At 59.0% G+C, this 18,926-nt stretch carries 13 protein-coding genes and 1 tRNA gene; 8 read left to right on the top strand and 6 right to left on the bottom strand.

All coding sequences use genetic code 11. The features are described 5' to 3' along the window. Positions 1–25: 25 nt before the first annotated feature. Genes GYN08_RS19050 through GYN08_RS19040 form a run of 3 tightly spaced genes read right to left on the bottom strand, consistent with a single transcriptional unit; the run spans position 26 to position 5,060 of the window. The gene (locus GYN08_RS19050; protein WP_235946391.1) at positions 26–1,192 is read right to left on the bottom strand and encodes a VWA domain-containing protein; all 1,167 of its coding nucleotides are present in this window, start codon (positions 1,190–1,192) and stop codon (positions 26–28) included. Next, positions 1,153–3,972, bottom strand: a complete 2,820-nt coding sequence (locus GYN08_RS19045; protein WP_166277660.1) for a DUF5682 family protein — start codon at positions 3,970–3,972, stop codon at positions 1,153–1,155. Before GYN08_RS19045 ends, GYN08_RS19050 begins: the two co-directional genes overlap by 40 nt. After that, positions 3,960–5,060 carry an ATP-binding protein gene (locus tag GYN08_RS19040; protein WP_328802983.1) on the bottom strand — a complete coding sequence of 367 codons (1,101 nt, stop codon included), beginning with the start codon at positions 5,058–5,060 and terminating at the stop codon, positions 3,960–3,962. Before GYN08_RS19040 ends, GYN08_RS19045 begins: the two co-directional genes overlap by 13 nt. A gap of 316 nt (positions 5,061–5,376) precedes the next feature. Between GYN08_RS19040 and GYN08_RS19035 the strand changes: the two genes are divergently transcribed. Continuing rightward, the gene (locus tag GYN08_RS19035) at positions 5,377–5,628 is read left to right on the top strand and encodes a hypothetical protein (protein WP_166277654.1); all 252 of its coding nucleotides are present in this window, start codon (positions 5,377–5,379) and stop codon (positions 5,626–5,628) included. 118 nt (positions 5,629–5,746) lie between these two features. Here the strand turns inward: GYN08_RS19035 and GYN08_RS19030 are convergent, their stop codons facing one another. The 3 genes from GYN08_RS19030 to GYN08_RS19020 form a co-directional block, all read right to left on the bottom strand. Beyond that, positions 5,747–7,366 (bottom strand): sensor domain-containing diguanylate cyclase, encoded by a 1,620-nt coding sequence (locus tag GYN08_RS19030; protein ID WP_166277652.1) that lies wholly within the window; start codon positions 7,364–7,366, stop codon positions 5,747–5,749. Positions 7,367–7,588: 222 nt separating this feature from the next. Beyond that, positions 7,589–7,660 (bottom strand) — tRNA-Thr (locus GYN08_RS19025). Positions 7,661–7,777: 117 nt separating this feature from the next. Beyond that, complete coding sequence (locus GYN08_RS19020) at positions 7,778–8,098, bottom strand: MTH1187 family thiamine-binding protein (RefSeq protein ID WP_166277649.1); 321 nt, start codon at positions 8,096–8,098, stop codon at positions 7,778–7,780. 359 nt (positions 8,099–8,457) lie between these two features. Here GYN08_RS19020 and GYN08_RS19015 point away from each other — a divergent pair, with 359 nt between their 5' ends. The 7 genes from GYN08_RS19015 to GYN08_RS18985 all read left to right on the top strand — a co-directional run bounded on the left by GYN08_RS19015 (position 8,458) and on the right by GYN08_RS18985 (position 18,886). Further along, complete coding sequence (locus tag GYN08_RS19015; protein WP_166277988.1) at positions 8,458–10,500, top strand: anaerobic ribonucleoside triphosphate reductase; 2,043 nt, start codon at positions 8,458–8,460, stop codon at positions 10,498–10,500. A 28-nt stretch (positions 10,501–10,528) separates the two neighbouring features. Further along, entirely contained in the window at positions 10,529–11,089 is a 561-nt protein-coding gene (gene nrdG, locus GYN08_RS19010; protein ID WP_166277646.1) for an anaerobic ribonucleoside-triphosphate reductase activating protein, read from the top strand. A gap of 276 nt (positions 11,090–11,365) precedes the next feature. After that, positions 11,366–12,208 (top strand): TerC family protein, encoded by an 843-nt coding sequence (locus tag GYN08_RS19005; RefSeq protein ID WP_166277643.1) that lies wholly within the window; start codon positions 11,366–11,368, stop codon positions 12,206–12,208. A 268-nt stretch (positions 12,209–12,476) separates the two neighbouring features. Further along, positions 12,477–12,929, top strand: a complete 453-nt coding sequence (locus GYN08_RS19000) for an IDEAL domain-containing protein (RefSeq protein ID WP_166277640.1) — start codon at positions 12,477–12,479, stop codon at positions 12,927–12,929. Positions 12,930–13,584: 655 nt separating this feature from the next. Then, a complete protein-coding gene (gene serS, locus GYN08_RS18995; protein WP_166277637.1) occupies positions 13,585–14,898 on the top strand; it encodes a serine--tRNA ligase in 1,314 nt (437 codons plus the stop codon). 236 nt (positions 14,899–15,134) lie between these two features. Next, positions 15,135–16,721, top strand: coding sequence for a methyl-accepting chemotaxis protein (locus tag GYN08_RS18990; protein ID WP_166277634.1), 1,587 nt, complete (start codon positions 15,135–15,137; stop codon positions 16,719–16,721). Positions 16,722–16,891: 170 nt separating this feature from the next. Further along, positions 16,892–18,886, top strand: coding sequence for a methyl-accepting chemotaxis protein (locus GYN08_RS18985; protein WP_166277631.1), 1,995 nt, complete (start codon positions 16,892–16,894; stop codon positions 18,884–18,886). Positions 18,887–18,926: the final 40 nt, after the last annotated feature.

The raw sequence follows: 18,926 nt of genomic DNA, 5'->3' as shown, positions 1-18,926 counted from the left end.
GTATGCCTCCTCGATAGGATTCGATTTAATTGATGACCCGGCCGATCCACTCCGCCAGGGCGTTCGGCGTGATCGCCGCCACTTCCGCCCCCATGTCCGCGAGCGTTCTCGCCGCGCGCTCGTCGTAGGAACCGTGTCCTTCGAAGTCGAGCGCGGTCAGCACCAGCATGCGCGAGCCTCCGTCCAGAATGTCTTTGGCGGCCCGGTACATGTGCTGCGGCGCGAAGCCTTCTTCCAGATCGCTGACCAGGATGAAGAGCGTGCGTCCGGGGTTCTCGATCAGCGTCTCGCCGTAGCGCAGCGCCTTGGCGATATGCGTGCTTCCGCCGAGCTGCACGCTCATCAGCACGTCCACGGGATCTTCCAGCCGCCCGCTCAGGTCTACCACTTCCGTGTCGAACACGAACAGGCTCGTTTTGAGCGCGTTCAGCCGGTAAAAAATGCTGGCCATGACCGAGCTGTAAATGACGGAATCCAGCATGCTGCCGCTTTCGTCCACCGCGATGATCACATGCCATTTGTTGTAAGGCTGTACCCGTCCGTCGAAATACAGCCGGTCCACCACGAAGCGGCGTCTGTCGCGGTCGTAATTTTTGAGATTGCGGGAAATCGTCTTCTTCATATTGAGATTGCGCAGCGAGCGGGTTCGCCCGGCGACGTAGCGGCTCCGCTTGCCCGCGATGTTCTCGCGCGCTTCGGACTCCAGCCTGCGCCGCAGGTCTTCGACGACCTGCCGCACGATCTCTTTGGCGCTGGCCACGACCTCGCCCTTCATCCGGCCTTTGAACTGCATGATATTCTTGAGCAGGTTCATGTTCGGCTCCAGCGATTCCAGCACCGCCTTGTCGGTCAGCAGCTCGTTCAGGCCGTATCGGTCCAGCGCCTGCTTCTCCAGGATCTCCACCGTCTCCCTGGGAAAAAGCTTGCGGACTTTGCCCAGCCAACCGGGCACGGTCAGGCTGGAACCGCCTCGGCCGCCTTTCCGGCCGCGATAGCCCTGCTCCTCGCCGTATTCCCGGTCGTACAAATAGCCGAGCAGCTCGTCCAGCTCGCGGTAAGCGAAGTCCTGCGGCGAGTAGCCGCCCGTCTCGGCAAGCGGCTCGTCGGCGGAAGAGCCCAGCAGCAGCCGCCAGCGGTTCAGCGCTTCGCCGCTCATTCCTCTTTTGTGTTCGTTTCCGGTTCCAGTTTCCATAAGGCAAACTCCTCTCGAATCGCCCGGTCCAGCTTCAGCGCCGATAGCCGCGCCGCCTCGTCCGCCGCCGGCCGCTCCAGCCGGGAAGGCGGAATGCCGTGCAGCCCGGCCACCTTGGCCGCGATCCGCGACGTCTCGGGCGGCGTGAAGAACGTGAAGGCAAGCCGCAGCTCCGGCAGCAGCCGCAGGAAATCTTCGTGCGGCAGCCGTTCCAGCAGCCCGCTCAGGTCGGCCAGCAGGATGTCGTCCTGCATGAGCGCGTCGCGCGCCAGCGCGAACACGCCCTGCAAATAATCGGCGCTTTTCAGCACCTGATCCGGCGTTCCCAGCATATAGGCGCGGGCCCGCCGGGAAATGTCGTCCGGCGCCGTCTGACCCAGCCGGACGAGAATCGCCGCCGCCGCGCCTTCAAGCCTCGGGGCCAGGTCGCGCACGGCCAGCAGCTCGCCCAGCCGATCGCGGAAGTTCTCGTCCGCGGCGGCTCCTCCGTGGCCGGCCCGGCCTCCGCCAGCCGCCGTACTACCGCGAACGTCCGTACCGCCGAGATCCGCCGCACCGCCGAGATCCGCCGCACTATCCAAATCGTCCGCGCCGCCGGATCTCCCGGCGGCGTGCATATGCAGCAGCTTCAGCCCTTCGACGGCCTGCGGCTGCTCGTCCGGCTTCAGTCCGTTCAGACCCGGCAGACGCAGGACCGCCGCCGCGTAAGCCTCCTCCGCAAGCCGGCGCAGGCGCCGTTCGTCGGATACGCCGAGCAGCCGGCGATGGGAACGAATCCGGTCCAGCTGCTCCAGCGTGCCGCACAGCGACAGGAAGCTTCCGTCCCGGCGCAGCGCCGATTCCAGCCGATCGAACAGCCGGCCGGCCAGGCTTTCCAGCCCCATAACGAGCGCGCGCAGCAGCCAGAGCGCGGTTTCGCCGCTGTGATGCTCGGGCACGCGGTTCAGTTCTTCGGCGATTTTGGCTTCGGCCGCCTGGGCGACCGTTCCTCCGTAGATCGAGTTCTCGATCAGGCGAGCTTCCGTCCGCGACGAATACGAATACGTCCACGTCTCCCGGACGAGGTTCATGTCCCGCCGCGCGACCCAATCGGGCCCCGCTTCCTTGTTCGCGAACTCCGTCCCGAGAAACTCCGCGCAGTGCAGCAGGCGGCTGGCTTCGCGGTGCGCCGGCTTGGCGTACGGCTCAAGCGCCTTCCTGTGCCTTCCCGTCGACTTCAGATTCAGGCGGCAGGCGGCCGCCCGCGCCTTGAAGTCTTCGACGATCGGAACCGCAAACTCGTTCGGCGCCACTTCGCCGATCCGGTCGCCGGTCATCAGCTCCAGCAGCTTCCCGAGCGGCCGGTCCGCGGCGATCGTGCGCTCGCCCTTGACGAAAGACGACGTCACGGCATCCGTCAGTTCGTAGGCGCCCGGCTGACTCTTGCTTCGCAGCGCCGCCAGTCCCTGCATCAGGCCGTACGCCTCGATCCCGTCCGCGGTGGATACGCCTTCGGCTTCGCGGCGCAGCTCCCTGCCCAGCCGCGCCAGCAGTTCCAGTCCGGCCCGGTCGTAAGGCTTCGTCTCGCCGGACTTCAGCAGCTGCCAGATCCGGTCGTAGTATCCGACATGCGGCATGCCGCTGGCGTAGCCGTTCAGGCGGTCCGCCTCCTCGAAGGTATACACCATCGGATAGATCGGCTTAAGAAGCGGCTCCCCGCTTCCTCCGCCATAGCGGGTCGGCCGCCCGTCCGGCGGCGCGTCCGCAGCCTCTTCGCGAAGACCCGTCCCCGGGCGGCTCCCCGGATCGTTCGCTTCCGCCTTCGCGGCGGAAGCGGCGGAATCCGCGCCGATCGCCGCGGCAAAGCCGCCGTCCCTTTCCCCGCCGTCCTTCTCGCCGGCCACCAGACCGTAGGTGTGGAACCCTCCGGTCACGACCAGCACCCGGCCGAAGCTCTCCCGCGCCTCCGCGATAAGCTCCCGCATCCGCGCTTCGCGGGCCAGGTCGCCTTCGAGCCTCAGTCTCTCCGGCGGGTACGCCATTCGCGACAGCGTGCAGTACGCGAATACGCCCCGCGCGAATTCGCGCGTATCGCGGCTCAGTCCGCCGATCTCGAACGCCCGCTCCCACAGCTCGTCGAAGCTGCGGGAACGGCTCGAACGGCACAGCCGCCCGATAAAGGCCGAGCCCGCCAGCAGCGCCTCGTCCTGGGCGGACGCTTTGCCGCCCTCCTCGGCGGCTTCCGGCCTGCCGCGGTAATCCAGGTCGATAAAGCGCGCGGGAATTCCCCGCGCCGCCGCTTCCCGGATCGCCGCGTACTCCGGCGAATAATCCAGCAGCGGGAAATAGCAGGCGCCCCGGCCGTGCTCGTCCTCGTAGCCGTAATACAGGCTTACCGGCGCCTTCGTTGCCGGATCGGCCAGCACCGGAACGAGCGGATTGCCGCTCTCCGGCCCTTCGATCAGCACGATGTCCGGGTTGTATGCCGCGAATGTCCGCAGCAGATGATGAGAGCATGCCGGGCTGTGATGCCGGATCGGAAAATGCACGACCGGCCCGTTCAAATCGAACACTTTCGCCGCGAACAGTCCGTCGATCTCCTGCATTTCGGCTTCCGTTCCGGGAGGCAGGCCGAGTTCTTCGTCCTCCGGGGATCGACGGGGCGCATCCGCCGTTCCTTCGGCAGCGACGAATTCGGCCGATCCTTCCCCGGCCGCGCCATGAATGCCGGCTTCGCCCGCTTCTCCGCGCGCCGCCGAGCAAAACGGCAGTCCGAACGCGGACGCCTTCAGCCGATCCATTTTTTCTCCTTATAGTAGGCGTCCCACAGCGGCTCCGTGCGGGCCCGTTCCTTGACCACTTTCGAAAAATACGCCTGAAGCGCGCCCAGATCCTTCGCGTTTTCCTTCGCGACCGTGCCGAGCATGTTCTGCACCAGGCGCTCCAGCGACAGTCCGCCTTCTTCGTAATAATAGGAAGTCATCGCGCTCTGCACGTACACGGAGACGGCTTCGGCCGTGCTCATGACCGCCTGCGGCACTTCGATCTTATAGCCTTCGCGTGTACGGCCCGTGCGCAGTTCGATAAAGGTCGTCGCCAGCAGCTCCACCACGTCGGGGTCCACCGAGGCGTCGATGCCTCCGTGGCTCAGCAGGTTCGAAGCCTGCGACTCGATGATTTTCGCTTCCATTTTCACGTTTTCGATCGGCCGGATGGTCTCGAAGTTGAACCGCCGTTTAAGCGCGCTGCTCATCTCGTTGACGCCTTTGTCCCGGATGTTCGCGGTGCCGATCACGTTGAAGCCCGGCTTGGCGAACAGCACGCCGTCGCCCAGCTCGGGAATGTTCATGACCTTGTCGCTCATGATGCTGATCAAGCTGTCCTGCGCTTCCGACGGGCAGCGGGTAATCTCCTCGAACCGGGTGAGGATGCCCTTTTTCATCCCCTGGTAGAGCGGGGACGGCACCAGCGCTTCCTCGGACGGTCCTTTATCGAGCAGCATCGCGTAATTCCAGGAGTACTTGATCGTATCTTCGGTCGTGCCCGCGGTTCCCTGGATCGTATTGGTGCTCGTCCCCGAAATCGCGGCGGCCAGCAGCTCGCTCAGCATCGTCTTGGCCGTGCCGGGTTCCCCGACGAGCATCAGCCCCCGGTTGCCGGCCAGCGTTACCACCGCCCGTTCGATCAGGACGTCGTTCCCGTAAAATTTGCGCGTGATGGGTATGTATTCACCGTCCAGCTCGGCCGGCTTCTCCCGCCCGATCAGAAAGTCCCGGACGGCGGCGGGCGACAGCTTCCAGTTCGGCGGGCGCTTGCCCCGGTCTTCCGCGCGCAGCGCCGTAAGTTCGCGCTCGTGCAGCACTTCCGCCGGCGGCTTGATCATGTCGATGCTCATAACGTTCCTCCTCGGATAAACAGATCATACGTTCTCGTTTTCGATACAAGTATTTTATCATACTCGGCGGCAGGATCGCGAGCAGAGGCCCGGAAATAGGCGTATGCTCCCGCTTCCCTGCAAAGGCTCGGGATGCTCCGCCCTTTTCGAAATCCTTTTTCAGGGACCAAAGTCGCTTTCTTCCGGGATATCATTCTTTTTTCGCCGAAAACGAACTTTCTCCTTCCTTCGCGCGTATATGAAGCAAGGAGGGAAACTCGAATTCCCGCTTTCCGTCCTTCCATTTTATTCATTACAAGGAGGCAATCGTATGGCAGCGTTCATCTGGATTCTGATTATCGCGTTCGTGGCGTTCTCCCTGATCAACCCGAAAAGCGGCAGATCCCGGTCGCATTCGCGCGGAGGCGATTACTCGAACTCCGGCAGCGGATTTTTCTTCTTCGGCGGATCGGACAACCATTCGCATTCCCACTCGCATAACGACTGCGGGCACTCTTCGTCTTATGACGGCGGAAGCTGCGATTCCGGCGGCGGAGACGGCGGAGGGGGCGGGGGCGAATGACTTCGGAAAGTTTCGAGCCAACAAAAAGAACGCGTTAATCCCGGCAGCCGAGGGAAACGCGTTCTTTTTGTGTATGCAGGTTCAAGACCGAAGCCGTACGGCCGGCGCGCCGGTCAAATCAGACCACGACGCGGTTGCGGCCGCCTTCCTTCGCTCGGTACAGGGCCCGGTCGGCCAGCTCGAACAGATCGTCGACGCGCGCGGCCTGCAGCGGGCAGATCGACGCGCCGATCGACAGGGTAACGGGAATGCGAAGCGAGTTTTCGTGGGCAGCCACCGCCAAGCGCAGAGATTCGGCCATCTCGTACGTCTCCGGCAGGCTGCGGCCCGGCAAAACGACGATAAACTCCTCTCCCCCGTAACGTCCGCACACATCGCTGCCGTCAATCGTCTCCTCCAGTTTGCGGGCGACCGATCGAAGCACTTCGTCGCCGGCCGCATGCCCGTAGCGGTCGTTGACCGACTTGAAGCGGTCGATATCGATCAGCAGCAGCGAAAACGGCTGATTGTCGCCTGCCAGCTTCTCCAACGTCTCGTCCAGCGACCGGCGATTCGGCAGGCCGGTCAGCGAATCTTTGAGCGCAAAATCGTTCAAGTCGCGATTCTGCCGCTTCATCTCCCGCACCGTTCGCATGACGGCCCGGTTCAGCAGGTCGGCCTCGCGATTCCAATGCCGCTTGATGCAAGGCATGACTTCGTCCTGGGGACGATCCGCCGCATGCGCGACAAAATCGGCCAACGACACAAACGGAGCCGCCAGCCGCCTGGCCAGGAAGAGCGCGAGGGCGGACAGCGCCAGAAACGGTCCCAGTACGACCATCAGCGTTCCCCGCATCTGTTCCATCTGCTGCGCGTCTATCAGATCCGTCGGCGTCTGGGCTACAATCCCCCAGCGCGTCGTCGGTATAGCTGTATAACCGACCAGGAACATTCTGCCTTCCGAATTGACCAGCTTCCCCTGCCCGCTGTTCCCGAGTGCCAATTGAGCGACCGCCGGATTGGCGCTCACATTCTCTCCGATTCGTTTCGGATTCGGATGGTAGATGAGCCGGCCGGCCGCGTCGACGATATACGTATACGATCCGGTCTCGTCGACCGACTGCCCGCCGAAAAGCTCGCCCAGCACATCCGGCGCATGCAGATGCAGCGCGCCTCCGACGATTCCCAGATACACGCCTTCCTCGGTATAGACCGGCTCGCTGATCAGCATGACCATTTCTCCGTATGCATCCTTGTAAGGTTGGGACTGGAACGACCTGTTGGCTTTTACGGCTTCGCTCAGCGCTGCCTCGTCGACACGCTCCGGTTTGCCTTGATTGCCTTTTTCGTTTTCGTAAAAAGCCGATATACTGCCGTCCGCACCCGCCACGAACACGAAAGAAAAATAACCTCCGCTGTCATAGAGGAGCTTGAGCTCATGTTTCGCTTCCGCGGACGCACGCAGCGTCGCCAGTTCGGTAAATTCGTCCGCGAAAGCCGTCAAGCTTTTGCCGATCGAGAAGAACAGCATATTCATCGCATGGCCCACCCGCTCCGATTCGCGAACGTTGGCATCCAGCGTGCGCGTCTCCAGCAGCTTTTGTTCCGAACGGTAAGAAGCGAACAGCGTAAGAACCAGCGTCATCAAAAAAGTCAAAGCCACGAGACCCGAAAACAGCGCGCGCAGGCTGACCTTGCCTTTTGCGCGCCGCGAAGTCTCGTCGAGCCCTGTTTTTCGGTCCTCCGATGCCTTTCCCACTGTTCTCATCACCTTTTCGACCGATTATTTGATCCTTCTGCCGCCGTTTTGCTTTCTTTCTATATATTACGGCACAATTTGTCGAATTTTTAGGATTTTGGTCCTCTTTTGCTTAATCGCTTGATTTTGGTTCGAAATACCGGGTTTTTCCGAAAAAGAACGGCACAGCAAAAAGCGCGAGCCCCGGTTTCCCGAAACTCGCGCTTTCCTGTCTGCCTTGGATGCTGATGAAGGGAATTGAACCCCCGACCTACGCATTACGAGTGCGTTGCTCTACCCCTGAGCTACATCAGCGTATCTTGCTGTCTTAACAGCAACGAAATCTATTATACACCTTTCTCAGGGATGCGCAAGCCTCTTCTCAAAAAATCCCGAAATTTCGGGTTCCGCGGCTTTTTTCATGTCTCCGCGTCATTCGGTCCCGCCGTGTTCGGCCAGCTTTGCATGCACCGAGGCCAGCTTCTGCACGGACGAGCCTGCCTTGTCGCGGCGGTCGTCGATCTTGATCGACGTCGATACCCGCTGCGCCCCGGACTCGAACGTATGCTCATGCAGCGCCTTCACCGCCTCCAGAATCCGATCCAGCGGTCCTTCGATAATCGTGCTCATCGAGGTCAATTCGTATTCGACGCCTTCGAGCGTCTCCAGCTTCCGCTGCATTTCCGCCACATAACCGCTCAAGCTTGTCGTGCCCGTTCCGATCGGGATGATCGTCACTTCCGCAATCGCCATCTTGTTTTCCTCCTTTGTCACGGATTCGACGCGGTGTCAACTCCGTTTTTGCGTCTTTTCATTGTACTCTTCTTTCGCCGGAAAATCGAATTTGTCCACGGATCGCGCCGCTGCGGGCCTCCCGCGAAAAGGACGTTTTCAACCTTGACGAATTCGGTAAAATTTCGCCCCCTCTTTGTGTCCATTATGTGGCAACTCCTCTCTCTTCGCTTCACAGACACCATATCTAGGTGTAAATTAAGTAGCCGAAGGCCAAATATGGTGTTCGGAAGCGAAAACGACCGAAACCGCGCCCCTGCTTCATTCGGGCTGCGGCTTACATAATACTCCCTATCGAAAGGACGGAATCCACAATGAGCATGACCCTTCCACTCTCCGTTAACCGCAAAGAGGACGACGCGCTCGAGGAAATCACCCGGCTCGGACGCGACATCGCCGACAGCCTCGACACCGAGACGCTGCGCGAGAACGCCAACCTGAACGGGGACAGCTTTTCCGGCAAAATGAGCAAATTCGGCAGCGAGTACGCCAAATGGTACGCGCGCCGCCACGTGCTGCCGAAGGAAGTGGAAGCGGCCATCCGGGGCAACACCGTCTATGTGCATGACCTCGACCATTACGCGGTGGGCACGACCAACTGCATTTTCATCCCGTTCGACAAGCTGCTCGCCGAAGGCTTCAGCACGGGCAACGGCGATCTGCGCACGCCGCGGACGATCATGACGGCGATGGCGCTGGTCGCGATCATCTTCCAGTGCCAGCAGAACGCGCAGTACGGCGGCGTATCGGCCAACAAAATCGACTACGACTTGGCGCCTTACGTCGGCCGTTCGTTCCTGAAGCATTTCCGCAAAGGACTGGCTTATTTCGAGGCTTTCGCCGAAGACGGCGGCTCTCTCTCTTCGGATTTCTCTAATGAAGGGAAGAATGCCGCTCCTTCCGACGACGAGATCTATATGGACAATACGGAGCTGCGCGACCGTTATCCGCACGCTTACCGCTACGCCTGCCAGGAGACGCGCCAGGAGACGTTCCAGGCGGCGGAAAGCCTCATCCATAACCTCAATACGATGTCGAGCCGCGGCGGCGGGCAGATTCCGTTCACGAGCATCAACTACGGCACCTGCACGTCCAGCGAAGGCCGTCTGGTCATGGAAAGCCTGATGGACGCCACGATGCGCGGACTGGGACAAGGACAGACGCCGATCTTCCCGATCCAGATTTTCAAATGCAAAAAAGGCGTCAACCAGAACATCGGCGATCCCAATTACGATCTGTTCCTGAAAGCGGTCGAATGCTCGACCAAGCGGCTGTATCCGAACTTTGCCAATCTGGACGCGCCGATCAATCAGGAACATTACGTGCCGGGCGACCCGGATACGGAATTCGCCACGATGGGCTGCCGCACCCGCGTTATCGCCGACCGTTTCGGCCGCAATCATCTGTCGGGCAAAGGCAATCTGTCGTTCAACACCATCAATCTGGTCAAGCTGGGTCTGGAAAACGGCATCGCGCTCGGCGAGCGCAAATGGGCGGACGAGGAAGGCTTTTACGCAATGCTGGACGAGGCGCTCGATACGGCGATGGTCGGTCTGCTGCACCGCTACCGCATCCAGGCCAAGCAGCCGGCAAAAGCGTCCGACTTTATGATGCGCGAAGGCGTCTGGGAAGGCGGCGAGCAGCTGGGACCGGACGACAAAGTCGAAGACCTGCTGAAGCACGGCAGCCTGTCGATCGGCTTCATCGGCATCGCCGAGTCGATGAAAGCCATGTACGGCAAGCATCACGCCGAAGACGAAGACGTCTACGCCAAAGCGCTCGCGGTCGTCCGTCATATGCGCGCTTACTGCGACGTCATGAGCGAGAAGCACGACTTGAACATCACGCTGTTTGCCACGCCGGCCGAAGGGCTGTCGGGCAAGTTCACGAAGAACGACGCCCGCGAATACGGCTCGGTGCCGGGCGTGACGGACCGCGAGTATTATACGAATTCGTTCCATGTTCCGGTCTATTATCAGACGACGGCCGCGCGCAAAATTTCGCTGGAAGCGCCGTTCCACGAGCTGTGCAACGCCGGAGCCATCTCGTACATCGAGCTGGACGGCAACGTGCGCAGCAATCCGGAAGCGTTCCGCAAGATCGTCGCTTACGCGCTGGAGCAGAACGTCAGCTACTTCAGCATCAACCATCCGATCGACCGCTGCACGTCGTGCGGACACGAAGGCATCATCGGGGAATCGTGCCCGTCCTGCGGGAAAAAGGAAACCGAAGTCCGCATCTCCCGCCTGCGCCGGGTCACCGGCTACCTGACGGGCGACTATCAGACGCGCTTCAACGGGGCGAAGCAGGCCGAAGTCCGAGACCGCGTCAAACATGCCGGTTCCGCGGCGCAGCCTCGATAAACGCCGAACTTCAGGGAGGCATAACGTTATGAACATCTGCGGGTATTACCCCGAATCGATCAACGAAGGGGAAGGCCTTCGCGCTTCCGTGTTCATCAGCGGCTGCAGACATTACTGCAAAGGCTGCTTCAGCGCCCGGACTTGGAATTTCGACTACGGCGAGCCGTTCGACGAGACGCGTCAGCGGCAGATCGTCCGCGAGATGGCGGACAATCCGCTGCTCGACGGCTTGACGCTGGCGGGAGGCGATCCGTTCTTCTCCGCGGCCGAAGCGGCCGCTTTCGTCGACCTGGCGAGAGAAAGCATCCCGGACCTCAACGTCTGGATGTACACGGGCTACACGTTCGAACAGCTTGCGCAGCGGCCCGGTTCCGACGAATACGAACTGCTTCGGCGCGGGCAGGTGCTGGTCGACGGGCGCTTCGTGCAGGAGCTGCGCGACGTGTCGCTGCTGTACCGGGGCAGCTCCAATCAGCGGCTGATCGACGTTCCCCAAAGCTTGGAGCGCGGCGAAGCCGTCTTATGGGAGAGAAGGAATCCATTTCCGTCTTTTCTTGTTGACAAGCGACCGTTTTATCCATTAAGATGAACTTAAATTTATGGAAGACCCCAATTTCATACTTAATCTTTCCTTAACCGGGTAAGAGGGAGTAGCTTTTACAGCAAAGTCGTCAATACGGGATCGCATCCCCGGCTTTGTTGGCAACCATCGTTGTTAGCGAGACTTTTACCGCTTTAGGTTACGTTTATTCTTTTTTGGATAACCGTACCCTTTGGCGGTAAAAGTCTCTTTTGTTTTATTGGGGTCTTTTCATGGATAAAGAATAGGGAAGACATTCATCCCTTACCAAAAGGAGAGAAGCTCATGGATTTGTCATTGGCGCTGGAATACGGATGGGTACTGCTCGTACTCATCGCGCTGGAGGGCCTGCTCGCCGCGGATAACGCGCTCGTACTGGCCATTATGGTTAAGCCCCTGCCGGAAGAACAGCGCAAGAAAGCCCTGTTCTACGGTCTCGTGGGAGCATTCGTGCTCCGGTTCGGTTCCCTGTTCATCATCTCGTTCCTCGTCGACGTATGGTGGATTCAGGCCATCGGGGCGGCGTACCTGCTGTTCATCTCGCTTAATCATATCATCAAGGCTATACGCCATAAGCAGTCGGAAACGGACGAAGCGGAAGAGTCCGCGGAAGGCAAAGGCGTGGGCAAGAAAAAAGTCAGCTTCTGGGGCGTCGTGTTCAAAGTCGAACTGGCCGACCTCGCGTTCGCGGTGGACTCCATTCTGGCGGCCGTGGCGCTCGCCGTGGCTCTCCCTCCGACCAACTGGGGCACCATCGGCGGCCTGGATACGGGACAGTTTGCGGTTATCTTCGCGGGCGGCTTCATCGGCCTCGTGATCATGCGTTTCGCGGCCAACCTGTTCGTCGGCCTGCTGCACTCCCGTCCGGGTCTGGAAACGGCCGCATTCGTCATCGTGGGCTGGGTCGGCGTCAAGCTGGGCATGCACACGCTGGGCCACGAAGCGATCGGCGTCGTGCCGCACGACTTTGTCGAAGGTACGATCTGGAAATCGACTTTCTACATCGTTCTCGTCGCCATCGCGCTGATCGGCTGGTTCACTTCCAAGAAAGTCGAGCCGAAAACGCACGAAGATCCGATTCGCGAAGTCGAGGAACAGGCGAAAAAACTGCCGAAACTCGACAAGTAAACGTTCTGACCGCTCGCACTTCCCAGTACCGGAAGGTCCTCTCTAGGACCCTCCGGTACTTTTTTGCGTCCGTGAAAATAGGCGCGTATCGGAAGAAGTTCCTATTAATCTTTTACGAGTAGATTTTGCGAAATCTTTTTAAAAAAGCTATAAACTTTCGTTTTCCTTCACCGATAAATAATTCAATGAAACAAAACACCAACAAAAATCGACAAAGTCATTCATTAACCGACAAAAAACAACTAACCAAGAGAGAGGTGCAGCAGTCATGATCACGCTGAATACACAAGGAATCATGGAAGTTCTCCACAAACAAATCACGAAGTTTTTCGAAGCGGAGCCTGTTCTGCTCGAACTGACCCAAGACGTCCCGAATGCCGACAACACGGAAGCCGGACAGACGCTGCACTTCTCCAACTCGCACTACTGGGTCAAAGTCATGGACTGCTCTTTCGAGAGCTACGTCAGACCGGTTATCCTCTGCGAAGTGATCTACTTCCTGAAAAAAGAATACATGGACGCCGAAGTCGAAGTAAACGTCGACATCGATCTTTCCAAGGCTCCTGAAGAGCGCATTACGATCTCCGCAAACGTCAGCTTCAACGACCAGGTCGAACTGGAGCGTCACGAGCTCAACAACCTGATCGATCTCGCGCTGCAGCTCAAGGACAAAGAATGGTTCGAAGAACTGACCAGCCGCTACAACGGAATCACCGCCTAATGACAGGCTTCATTCCGGATCGCGCCGGAATATAGATCGAAACGCAAGCAAGCTAATCAGCATTCGACAAAATCGGACATCCCTTCCCGCCAACTTCAGTCCGTCCGATTCCCAAACGATTTGCCGCCTTTTCCCCTACCGGGTGTTCCGCGGCTTCCCGACCGGTATCTATCATCCAGACTTCGCTTCCGCTGCCGGGACCCGCTTCATCATATCTTTTTCTCCTTCCCTTCCGGCGTATCTCCAACTCCATAAGCAGCAGGATACGCCTTAGGCTCCGGATTCCCCCGAATCCGGGCCTCTTTTTTTGCGTAAGCCGAAAAGTCCGAAGCTTTCCTCCCTCTCTCCCGCCGGTTGACGCCTGACGATCCCCGAGCTATACTGGGAATCACAATTTTAGATTTCACCGTGCCGATGAAGAGCATCCAACTCCGAGGCGTTTTCGTCAAGGGCCCGCCTCACATTCGCCAATTGCGGCAGGCCGCCTAAGTCAACCGGGATTCGCCCGTTACCGCGATACTCCAGAGCGGATCGTTCCCTGCGAACGGTCAAGTTGGGTGGCACCGCGAGCGTAGATCACACGCCCCTCGTCCCAAACGAGAGGGCGTTTTTGCGTTTTTTTATCTTCACCCCATCCAAAGGAGCGTGCGAAAACATGATGAACATTCGGAATATCCGGGAACGGGCGGCGGAATTTCAGGCGGCGGCGGACGGCAAAGGCATCGCGGTCTCGATCGCGGAACTGCTGGAGACGGACGATCGCAGACGGGAATTGGCGGGACGGGCGGAGACGCTGCGCGCCCGGCGCAACCGCCGCAGCGAAGAGATCGGGGCAATGATCGCAGACGGGCGGCGGGACGAAGCGCGGCGGGAGAAGGAAAGCATGCGTGCGGATAAGGAGGCGCTGGCGGCGGCCGAAGCCGAGTTGGATACGGTTCTGCAGCGCTATCGGCATCTGATGGATCGCGTGCCGAATCTTGTGTCGCCGGACACGCCGGCGGGCCGTTCGGATGCGGATAACGTCGTCGTAAGCGTAACCGGGCAGCCGCCCCGGTTCGAGTTTGAGCCGCGGGATCATGTCGAATTGGGGCAGATTCATGAATTATTCGACACGGAGCGCGGTGTCAAGGTAGCCGGCGCCCGCAGCTATTTTCTGAAAGGCGACGGCTTGAAGCTGCAGCGCGCCGTGCAGCAATTGGCGCTCGATCTGCTGGAAGAGCGCGGGTTCACCGGCATGGACGTTCCGCTGATGGTTCGGACCCGGGCCATGCGCGACACCGGCTTTTTCCCGACCGGTCGGGATCAGGCTTACCGGATCGAAGGCGAGGACGCCTGGTTGGTCGGAACGTCGGAAGTCCCCTTGATTGCGTATTTCGCGGACGAAATCCTCGACGTGACGGAGCCGATCCGCGCCGCCGGCGTCTCGACCTGCTTCCGCAGCGAAGTCGGTTCGGCGGGGCGCGACGTGCGCGGGCTGTACCGGGTACACCAGTTCGCCAAGGTCGAACAGGTCGTGATCTGCCGGGGCGAAACCGAACAATCCGAGCGGCTGCTGCAGGAGATCACGCGCAACGCCGAAGATCTGCTGGATCTGCTGGAACTCCCGTACCGCAAAGTCGCCGTCTGCATCGGGGACATGTCGCAAAAAAATTACAAGCAGTACGATATCGAAACGTGGATGCCGAGCCGGAACGCTTACGGCGAGACGCATTCGGCGTCGAACGTCGGCGATTTCCAGGCCCGCCGTGCCGGTCTTCGGTATCGCGGAGAGGACGGCAGGCTGCATTATTGCCATACGCTGAACAATACCGCGGCCGCCGTCCCGCGTCTGCTGATTCCGCTGCTGGAAAATCATCAGCTCGAAGACGGTTCGATCTATCTGCCCCAAGCGCTGCGTCCTTATATGGGAGGCCGCGAACGCCTGGCCGCTCCCGCTGCCGAAGCGGCAACGATCCGGAACGACGCATAACGAAAGCGGGCGACCGCAGTCCGCTTTATTTCAAAATACCGCCGTCCCTTTTTTTCGGGATCGACGGTATTTTTTTATGCTTGGCAGCCTGGAATACGGACTTAAAAATATATTTTTTTTACATTTATGAGAATCCGATATCAAAAAATGATGTTCGGGTGACGAAAAAACATATAGACACCGGAACAAGAGTCGAAGCCGTTAAGGCTTAAAAAATAAAATGGAGTGATGACAGGATGCGGTGGTTCAGAAATCGAAAAATTTTAACGAAGCTTATGATGGTGGTCATGGCAATGACCCTGCTGACCGCGGGCGTCGGTCTCTACGGTCTTACCAACATCAACATGATGCGAGACAATCTCAATAGGCTTTACAGCGAAAACATGATCCCGATCCGAAATCTGGCGGCTACCGAAAGCACGCTGCTGAAGCTGCGTATCACCTCGCGCGATATCGCGATCGCCACGACTCAAGCTCAAAAGCAGGAAATCGCGGAAACGATTAATCCGCTCGTAGACAAAGTAAACGCAAGCATGGATACTTATCGGGCGACCAACCTGTCGGAACAGGAAACGCCTCTGCTGGCCGAATTCGATAACTATTGGGCCGAATACCAGAAGCTCTACGCAAACGCTATAGAGCTGGCCGAAACGTCGAGCGACGCGGCTTTCCAAAAATACGTAACCGACGAAGTGGGACCGGTCAGCACCGAAATGTACGAAACCATCGAAGAACTCGGCGCTCTCAACGAAAAGTTGGCTTCCGAGGCCGATGCGGCTTCCAAAGCCGATGTAGCCCGGGCTTCGCTGTGGACGATGATCGTCATCGCCGCTTCGCTCGCTTTCGGTCTCCTGCTCGTCGCCCTCGTAACCGCCATGATCAGCAGTCCGGTCAAACGGATCAACAACATTCTGAAAGAGATCGCCGACGGCGACCTGCGCAAGAAATCGGACTACGAGTCCAAAGACGAAGTCGGCGAACTGTCGCTGTCCGTCAACAAAATGGTCGACAAGCTGTCCGTTCTGATCGGCGGCATCCAGGATTCGGCACAGAACGTGGCGGCTTCCTCGGAGCAAATCTCCGCCAGCACCCAACAGATCGCGGGCGGAACGTCCGTTCAACTGCAATCGGCGCGTTCCATCAACGAACTGTTCAAAGACATGGCCGTGGCGATCGAAGACGTGGCGAAGGGCGCGGAAGACGCCGCCGAACTGTCGAACGCGACCGTGGAAATGGCGCATGCCGGCGGGGAAACGATTCAGCTTGCCCTGCAGAGCATGGAAGACGTGACTTTCCAGGTCGGCAAGCTCGAAGAGCATTCCACAAAAATCGGGGATATCATCGGCGTCATCGACGACATCTCCGCGCAAACCAATCTGCTTGCCTTGAACGCGGCGATCGAAGCGGCACGGGCCGGCGAGTCGGGACTCGGCTTCGCCGTGGTCGCGGACGAAGTGCGCAAGCTGGCCGAGCGCAGCGGCGCGGCCACCAAAGAAATTACATCCATCATTCGATCCATGCAGTCCAACATCGAGAAGAGCGTTTCTGCGGTCAATACGAATCTGCAGCATGCCGGCGAGTCCGGACGCGCTTTCAACGAAATCGTCGACCGCGTCGGCAGCACGTCGCTCAAGGTGAACGGGATCGCCGCGGCCAGCGAAGAACAGGCCGCCCAGACGGCGGAAGTCATGCAGACGCTCAGCGGCATCACGGTAGCCAGCGAAGAGTCGGCAGCCGCCAGCGAACAGACCGCGTCTTCTTCGCAGGCACTGGCTCAACTTGCGGACCAGCTGCATCTGTCGGTGTCGACTTTCCGGGTATAAGACAAGCTTTATTGAAAATACGAAGGACCGCAGCCGTGTGGATATCGAATATCCCGACGGCTGCGGTCCTTTATTTTTGCTCTCTGTCCGCCATCTAAAAAGCGGCTCGGAAGCTGCCGATATAATACCGGGTCGATGATACCGAAAGAGAGAAAGAGGGACGAACGAATATGACATCCATGAAAATGAAAATGATCCTTCCGCTTGTGATCGTAATGGCGCTTGTTTCGTCGGCCATTGCGGGAGTTGCCTACAAACTGACCGAAGACAGCCTTCTCCGCAAGGAGAACACGACGCTGATCACGGCCAAAATCGGATTGGAAAACGCGCTTATTGCGCAAAAAACCGCAGAAGACGTCATGGAACAGGAAATGATCGGACAATCCGTTTTGCTTTCTTACCTCTATGACCGGGGCAGTCTGGATTACGCGACAGTGAAAGCTCTCGTCCAAAAAGCCGGGATCGACGAAGTGTGGATTTCCGACGAACAGGGCAAGCTTGCCTTGACCAACTTCGGCGAAAAGGTCGATTTCGACTTCGGAGCCGATCCCAAAGCGCAGGCTTACGAATTCATGAAGCTGATCACCGGCGGCGAAACGTCCGTATCGCAGCCGGCCCAGAACCGGACCGTCGACGGCAAGCTGTATAAATTTGTCGGGGTATCCGGCTGGTCCTCCCCCCGCATTATCCAAGTCGGCAGAGACGGGGCCAAGCTGACCGAATTGGAGCAAAAGATCGGAGCCCGCACCGTCTTGACCGATCTTAAAGAACAGCTCGGCGATGACGTCAAGTTCGCAGGAGTGCTGGACGCTTCCGGACAATTGACCTTTTCTACGGAGGCCGAAGGCTTTAAACCGGACGCTTCGTTTTCGGCTCTGATGCAGTCCGGCCTGAAAAACGGAAAACCGGTGCTGGATTCGTTCGACGGACAAAAAGCCGCTTACCATTTCGCGACGCTTTCCAATGGAGAAACGCTCGTTCTGATTCTGTCCGACGAGGTGCTGGACACGATTCTGCATATTACGATCCTGACCGCCGCGCTCGGCCTTGCAGTCGCGGCAGGCCTCCTGTTCGTCGTAATCGGACGGCAGGTCAAGCGGATCGGCGCGCTCCGGCGGGCCATGACGGAAATCGGGGAAGGCGAAGGCGATCTGACGCAGCGGCTGACGATCGGTTCGAAAGACGAAATCGGGCATCTGGGCGAAGCCGCCAACCTGTTCATCGCCAAGATTCAGTCCATCGTGTCGGAAGTGAAAGAATCTGCCCTGCTCGGCACTTCCGGCGCCCGGGAAATCAACGATATGACCGGCCGGACGAGAAAAATCGCGGCGGACATCAACGGATCGATTCAGGAAATCGCCTCCTCCGCTTCCAAGCAGGCCGAATACGTCGAACAGGGCATGCGCGAAATTCAGAGCTTGGCCGAGGGCATCTCGGTCGGCCGTTCCCAAGCCGAAGGCTTGAACGGACAAAGCTTGCTGGCCATCAAGCAAGAGGAAAAGGGCGATCTGCTCATGAACGATTTGCTTGATGGCATACGCACGAACGAAGCCGCCTCCCGCTCCGTAGAAGAGAAACTCGGGACGCTGATGCGGGATATCGAAGCGATCCATGTGATGGCCGAAGATATTCACCGCATTTCCAGACAGACCAACCTGCTCTCCCTGAATGCCGGAATCGAAGCGGCGCGCGCCGGCGAACACGGACGCGGCTTCTCCGTCGTGGCGAGCGAGATCAATAAGCTGTCCGAAGAGGTCGGAGTCTCCGTGAACCGGATCCAGAACCTTGTAACCAATGTAATCGAGTCCGGCGAGCAAACCGTGGGAGCGATTCAGACCGCCAACCGACAAACCCGCGCTCAAGAAGAAAAAGTCCGGGACGTGTCGGAAATTTTCGCGGAGATGCGCGCCTCCCTGCAGCAGATGAGCGGAACGACGCGCGATCTCGCGGCCGAGATGACCGGTCTCAATCAAGGCAAGGAACAAATGTTGGAATTCGTTCAAATGGTATCCGCACATGCCGAACAGACCGCGGCGAGTACCGAAGAAATTCTGGCGGCCATCGAGTCGCAGACCTCCGGCTTCGAAAACGTAGACGACCGTTCTGCCGCTCTTCGCTCCACGATGGAAAAGCTGGAAGAAGCCGTTAACCGATTCAAAGTATAAAAAAGCAAAGGTCGGTTTCGGCCGAGCAGAAAAAGCCCTC

The sequence above is a fragment of the Saccharibacillus alkalitolerans genome (assembly GCF_011090185.1).
GTDB classification, from domain to species: Bacteria; Bacillota; Bacilli; order Paenibacillales; family Paenibacillaceae; genus Saccharibacillus; species Saccharibacillus alkalitolerans.
The sequence above is the reverse complement of the archived record's forward strand: the minus strand, read 5'-3'. Positions and strand labels throughout refer to the sequence as shown.

What these genes read in the sequence shown, in the direction of transcription:
- GYN08_RS19050 (WP_235946391.1), bottom strand. Translation starts at nt 1,192, where the DNA reads ATGGAAACTGGAACCGGAAACGAACACAAAAGAGGAATGAGCGGCGAA.
- GYN08_RS19045 (WP_166277660.1), bottom strand. Translation starts at nt 3,972, where the DNA reads ATGGATCGGCTGAAGGCGTCCGCGTTCGGACTGCCGTTTTGCTCGGCG.
- GYN08_RS19035 (WP_166277654.1), top strand. Translation starts at nt 5,377, where the DNA reads ATGGCAGCGTTCATCTGGATTCTGATTATCGCGTTCGTGGCGTTCTCC.
- GYN08_RS19020 (WP_166277649.1), bottom strand. Translation starts at nt 8,098, where the DNA reads ATGGCGATTGCGGAAGTGACGATCATCCCGATCGGAACGGGCACGACA.
- GYN08_RS19015 (WP_166277988.1), top strand. Translation starts at nt 8,458, where the DNA reads ATGACCCTTCCACTCTCCGTTAACCGCAAAGAGGACGACGCGCTCGAG.
- nrdG (WP_166277646.1), top strand. Translation starts at nt 10,529, where the DNA reads ATGAACATCTGCGGGTATTACCCCGAATCGATCAACGAAGGGGAAGGC.
- GYN08_RS19005 (WP_166277643.1), top strand. Translation starts at nt 11,366, where the DNA reads ATGGATTTGTCATTGGCGCTGGAATACGGATGGGTACTGCTCGTACTC.
- GYN08_RS19000 (WP_166277640.1), top strand. Translation starts at nt 12,477, where the DNA reads ATGATCACGCTGAATACACAAGGAATCATGGAAGTTCTCCACAAACAA.
- serS (WP_166277637.1), top strand. Translation starts at nt 13,585, where the DNA reads ATGATGAACATTCGGAATATCCGGGAACGGGCGGCGGAATTTCAGGCG.
- GYN08_RS18990 (WP_166277634.1), top strand. Translation starts at nt 15,135, where the DNA reads ATGCGGTGGTTCAGAAATCGAAAAATTTTAACGAAGCTTATGATGGTG.
- GYN08_RS18985 (WP_166277631.1), top strand. Translation starts at nt 16,892, where the DNA reads ATGACATCCATGAAAATGAAAATGATCCTTCCGCTTGTGATCGTAATG.